Consider the following 5847-nt stretch of genomic DNA (forward strand, 5'->3'; position numbering starts at 1 on the left):
CCTTCCCAGCCAGCCTCCTGCCAGCATTCGTTACGCCCGCACCCGGCTGGTCGTGCGCCATGTAAGCCGCGCGTCGTAGCCCGCGCCACAACCCCAACCCTCGTGGCGCGTCTCGTCGACCAACAAAGGGCAGCCCCAGTAGCCGTAGGCGCACCCGTCCGCCCGGCCCTCGGCGCCCCCTTCCCGCGCGCCCGTCTGGGCGCGCGGGCCGCGCGGGGCCGTGATCGGGCCGACAGCACCCACCCCTCGATATAAGTGTATTATGCATGTAGTTGCGTGGAGTGGCGGCCCCCGACCGCCGCCCCCGCGCCGGAACCCCCACACCACCGTTCACAGAGAACCGTTCGCAGAGAACACCGTTCAGACGGGAGCAACCCCCATGCGCAGTCAGGCCGCAGCGGTCCCGGCGGCCAGCCCGTTCGCTCAGCCCAAGGCGGTCTTCGCCGTCGCCTTCGCCTGTGTGGTGTCCTTCATGGGCATCGGACTGGTGGACCCCATCCTCCCCGCCATCTCGGAGGACCTGGATGCCACGCCCAGCCAGGTCACCCTCCTCTTCACCAGCTATCTGGTGGTCACCGCCGTCGCCATGCTGATCACCGGCTGGGTCTCCAGCCGGCTCGGCGCCAAGCGCACCCTGTTGCTCGGGCTCGCCATCGTCGTGGTGTTCAGCGCCCTCGCCGGCGCCTCCGGCAGCATCGGCGGGATCGTCGGGTTCCGCGCCGGCTGGGGCGTCGGCAACGCCCTCTTCATCGCCACCTCCCTCGCCGTGATCATCGCCTCCGCCAGCGGCGGCTTCGTCGGCGCCATCGTGCTCTACGAGACCGCGCTGGGCCTCGGCATCGCCGTCGGGCCGCTGCTGGGCGGGCTGTTGGGCGAGGTCAGCTGGCGCGGCCCGTTCTTCGGCGTCGCCGTGCTGATGGCCATCGCCATGCTCGCCACCTGGGTGCTGGTCCAGCCCGACGAGCGCGGGCCCGACGGCCCCGGCGGGCCGGCGCGGGAGCGGACCCGGCTGCGCGAGCCGCTGCTCGCGCTGCGCCACCGGGGCCTGCTGACCATGTCCCTGACCGCCCTCTGCTACAACTGGGCGTTCTTCACGGTCCTCGGCTACGCCCCGTTCCCCATGGGCCTCGGCGCGATCCAGCTCGGCCTGGTCTTCACCGGCTGGGGCCTGATGGTCGCGTTCTTCTCCGTCTTCGGCGCGCCCTGGCTGCGACGCCGGCTGGGCATCGCCCGCACCCTCTACGGCAACCTCACGCTCTTCGCGCTGGTCGTGCTGGTGATCGCGGTGTGGACGGAGCACAACCCGGTGCTGATCACCGCCGTGATCGTGGCGGGCGTCTTCATCGGCGTCAACAACACGGTCACCACCCAGGCGGTGATGACGGTCTCGCCCGTTCCCCGGCCGGTGGCCTCGGCCGCCTACGGATTCGTCCGGTTCATCGGCGGCGGGCTCGCGCCCTATGTCGCCGGCAAGCTGGTCGAGGCGAGCAATGTGCATGTCCCGTTCTATGTGGCCGCCGGCGCGCTGTTGTTGGGGCTCGGCATCCTGGCCACCGCGCACCGGCTGCTGGGCGAGGCGGAACGCGCCCAGGCCGCCGAGGCCGCGCACGCGCCGGCGGAACCGGCCGCGCCGGCCGCGCTGATCCCGGCCGACGGCGACCAGCCGGCGACGGTCGACGCGGTGATCGCCGCGATCGGCGCCGGCCCCGAGGCGGAGGCCGTGGCGGCGGCGGCCGCCCGGCTGGCCCGGGCGGACGGGCGGCCCGTCGACGTCGTGCGTGTGCGGGAGTTCGCCGTCAGCGGCCAGGGCACGGCCGAGGCCGAGTCCCTGGACGCCGCGCTGGCCACCGTGCGGGAGCAGGTCGGGCGGCTGAACGCGGAGGGCGTCCACGCCGTCGGCCATGTGCTGCCCGCCGCCCTCGGCCACAGCGCCGCCGGCCGGCTGCTGGCCGAGCACGCCCGGGCGGTCGGCGCGCGGGCCATGGTGATCGGCGCACCCCGCCACGGCGGGCTGCCGGCGCTGATGGACGCCAGCGCCAGCGGAGAACTTCTCCGGCGCCTGCCCTGCGACCTGGTGATCGTCAACGGGCACGAGCGGGAGCCGCTGCCGGCCGGCTGACCGGGCTCCAGAACGGCCTCCGCCGGCCGGCATGGGGTGCCGGCCGGCGGGGTACTCGGCGGCGGCAGAACCGTCGGCGCCCCCTGGAGGTGGAGCATGAGCCGGACTCGTGTGGTGATCGTCGGGGCGGGGTTCGCCGGCTACCGGGCCGCCCGCATCCTCAACCGGACCGCACGGCGGCGCGTCGAGGTGGTGCTGCTCAACCCCACCGACTACTTCCTCTACCTGCCGCTGCTGCCCCAGGTGGCCGCCGGCATCCTGGAGCCGCGACGGGTCAGCGTCTCGCTCACCGGCACCCTGCCGCACACCCGGCTGGTGCTGGGCGAGGCGAACCGGGTCGATCTGGAACGCCGCACCGTGCACTACTGCGACCCCGAGGACCGGCCGGGCGAGCTGGACTACGACGTGCTGATCCTCTCCGTCGGCAGCGTCAACCGGCTGCTGCCGATCCCGGGCGTCGCCGAGCACGCGCACGGCTTCCGGGGCCTGCCGGAGGCGCTCTACCTGCGCGACCACGTGGTGCGCCAGCTGGAGATGGCCGCCCACGAGCCCGACCCGGAGGAGCGGCGGGCCAGGGCCACGTTCGTGGTGGTCGGCGCCGGCTACACCGGTACCGAGGTCGCGGCGCAGGGCGCGATGTTCGCCGACGCGGTGATGCGCACGGAGAACGCGGGGGAGTGGGTCAAGCCACGCTGGATGCTGCTGGACATCGCCGGCCGCGTCCTGCCCGAGCTGGACGAACGGCTCAGCCAGACCGCCGACCGGGTGCTGCGCCGGCGCGGCGTGGACGTGCGCACCGGGATGTCCGTGAAGGAGGCCACCCGGGACGGGGTGCTGCTGGACGACGGCGAGTTCGTGCCGTCCCGGACGTTGGTCTGGTGCGTCGGGGTGCGGCCCGATCCGCTCGTGGCCGACCTGGGGCTGGACACCGAACGCGGCCGGCTCGTCGTGGACAGCTATCTCAACGTCCCCCACCACCCCGAGGTGTTCGCCGCCGGAGACGCGGCGGCGGTGCCCGACCTGACCCGGCCCGGGGAGTTCACCCCGATGACCGCCCAACACGCCTGGCGGCAGGGGAAGACGGCGGCCCGCAACGTCTCGGCACACCTGGGGCTGGCCGAGCGCCGCCCCTACGAGCACCACGACCTGGGCTTCGCCGTGGACCTCGGCGGGCTCCAGGGCGCGGCCAACCCGTTGGGCGCCTCGCTCTCAGGACCGCTGGCCGGCGCGGTGACCCGGGGCTACCACCTGATGTCGATGCCGGGCAACCGCGTGCGGGTGAGCGCCGACTGGTTGCTGGAGGCGGTGCAGCCCCGGCAGGCCGTCCAGTTGGGCATGGTCCGCTCCGGCTCCGTGCCGCTGGACACCGCATCGCCCGAGCTGGCCCGGGTCTTCCGCGCCGACCGCCCGTAGCCGTAGCCGTAGCCAACGGCGAGGGTCGGCCGGCCGAACGACCGGGCCAGAACGAGACCGGAACGGTGGCCCGGCGGGTGAACGGCCCGCCGGGCCACCGTCGTTGCCCGCCCTCCCGGCGCCGGTCAGGCCGCCACGCGGTCGGAGTCCCGTTCCCAGACGCGGTGTTGGGCGATCACATCGGCGAACGCCGGCAGCACGGAGCCGGGGTCGGTGCCGGTGACGACGCCCAGATTGTCCACGGCCGGTTCGCCCTCGTCGGCCAACCGGATGCCGGGCAGACCGAGTTCGCGCAGCAGGCCGATGCCGGAGCCCAGTGCCGCGATCGCCTTGCCATGCTTGAACGCCTGCGCCACATAGCGCAACGCCAGCCCGTCGCGGCTGAGTTCGAGGGTGCTGGCCTCGCCGCCAGGGACGCACACCGCGTCGTAGAGGACGGAGGACATGGTGGGCATCGCCCGGTCCACCCGCACCGCGCCGCCCTCGGCCGAGGCCACCTCGCCGTCGTGCGCGGCCAGCACCTCCGGCACCGCGCCGCCGCCGGCCAGGGCCTCCCGGACGGCCGTCACCTCGGTGCCCGAGACGCCGTCGGCGACCAGGATCGCGACCTTGCGGGTGGCGATGGAACCCGGCTGCCCGACGGCCATGGAGAGCGCCGGGGAGGTGCGTCCCGGGTTCTCCGCGACGGCCTCGGCGGGCGGGTTCACGCCGATCCCGGTGGCGACGGCGACCGCCAACTCGTGGTCGATGTGGTTGAGTTGCTCGACGGTGCGGGCCCGCACCTCGGGCGCGTTCACCTTGCCCAGCTCGAAGCGGAAGGCCGCCACGATGTGCGCCTTCTCCCAGGGCGCCATGCTGTTCCAGAACAGCTGCGGCTGGCTGTAGTGGTCGTCGAAGCTGGGGCTGCGGCGGCGGATCTTCTCGCCGTCCACCCGCACCTGGGAGTGCCGGTAGGCGCCGGAGTCCCAGTTCGAGAGCGCGGGACAGCCGCCACCCAGGCTGTTGGGGGAGTAGGCCGTCTGCCCCGGGTGGATGCGGTGTTGGCCGTAGCCGTCGCGGTGGTTGTTGCGCACGGTCGCCAACGGCCGGTTCACCGGCAGCTGTTGGAAGTTCGGCCCGCCGAGCCGGATCAACTGGGTGTCCAGATAGGAGAAGTTGCGGCCCTGGAGCAGCGGGTCGTTGGTGAAGTCGATGCCGGGCACCACATGTGCGGTGTGGAAGGCGACCTGCTCGGTCTCGGCGAAGAAGTTCTCCGGGTTGCGGTCCAGCACCATCCGGCCGATCGGCCGCAGCGGTACGACCTCCTCCGGGATGATCTTGGTGGGGTCCAACAGATCGAAGTCGAAGGCGAACTCGTCCTCCTCCGGAACGAGTTGCACCGCCAGCTCGAACTCGGGGAAGGCGCCCGACGCGATGGCGTCCCACAGGTCCCTGCGGTTGTAGTCCGGGTCGGCGCCGGCGATCTGCTGGCACTCGTCCCAGACCAGCGAGTGGGTGCCCAGCAGCGGCCGCCAGTGGAACTTCACGAAGGTGCCCCGCCCCTCCGCGTTGACGAAGCGGAAGGTGTGCACCCCGAAGCCCTGCATCATCCGGTAGCTGCGCGGCAGCGCGCGGTCGGACATCAGCCACATCACGGTGTGCAGGGTCTCCGGCTGGAGCGAGACGAAGTCCCACAGCGTGTCGTGGGCCGAGGCCGCCTGGGGGATCTCGTTGTCCGGCTCCGGCTTCACCGCGTGCACGAAGTCCGGGAACTTGATCGCGTCCTGAACGAAGAAGACCGGGAAGTTATTGCCGACCAGATCGTAGTTGCCCTCGCGGGTATAGAACTTGGTCGCGAAGCCCCTGACGTCCCGCACGGTGTCCGCCGAGCCGCGCGAGCCGGCCACCGTGGAGAACCGCACGAAGACGGGCGTGGCCCGGTCCGGGTCCTGGAGGAAGTCGGCCCTGGTGTACTCGGCGAGCGACTCGTACGGCCGGAAGTGACCGTAGGCCCCCGCGCCCCGGGCGTGCACCACCCGCTCCGGGATGCGCTCGTGGTCGAAACGGGTGATCTTCTCCCGGAAGTGGAAGTCCTCCAGCAGGGTCGGCCCGCGCTCGCCGGCCCTCAGCGAGTTGTCGGTGTCCTCGACCCGGGTGCCGAAGTCGGTGGACAGCGGCCCGTCCTCGGGCCGGTCGCGCAGCGGGTCCAACTGCCGCTGTTTGTCCAGTTGTTCCTCGTCGGGCATCGGCTCTCCTCACGGTGGGGGGCGGCGGCGCGCCCACGGCTGGGGGCGGCGCCGGTGCGGCGCCGCCCGCTGCGCGCGGGCCGGGCCGGG

General features: G+C 72.9%; 3 protein-coding genes. 2 read left to right on the forward strand and 1 reads right to left on the reverse strand.

Features of this window, described 5'->3' with window-relative positions:
- Window positions 1-379 precede the first annotated feature (379 nt).
- Together EBN88_RS27965 and EBN88_RS27970 are read left to right on the forward strand one after the other, a co-directional pair.
- Complete coding sequence (locus tag EBN88_RS27965; RefSeq protein ID WP_122399825.1) at window positions 380-2119, forward strand: MFS transporter; 1740 nt, start codon at window positions 380-382, stop codon at window positions 2117-2119.
- Between the two features lie 96 nt (window positions 2120-2215).
- Entirely contained in the window at window positions 2216-3532 is a 1317-nt protein-coding gene (locus EBN88_RS27970) for an NAD(P)/FAD-dependent oxidoreductase (RefSeq protein ID WP_122399826.1), read from the forward strand.
- 125 nt (window positions 3533-3657) lie between these two features.
- Here the strand turns inward: EBN88_RS27970 and EBN88_RS27975 are convergent, their stop codons facing one another.
- The gene (locus EBN88_RS27975; protein ID WP_122399827.1) at window positions 3658-5757 is read right to left on the reverse strand and encodes a catalase; all 2100 of its coding nucleotides are present in this window, start codon (window positions 5755-5757) and stop codon (window positions 3658-3660) included.
- Window positions 5758-5847 lie beyond the last annotated feature (90 nt).

It is taken from the genome of Streptomyces triticirhizae (assembly GCF_003696235.1).
Taxonomy (GTDB): domain Bacteria; phylum Actinomycetota; class Actinomycetes; order Streptomycetales; family Streptomycetaceae; genus Streptomyces; species Streptomyces triticirhizae.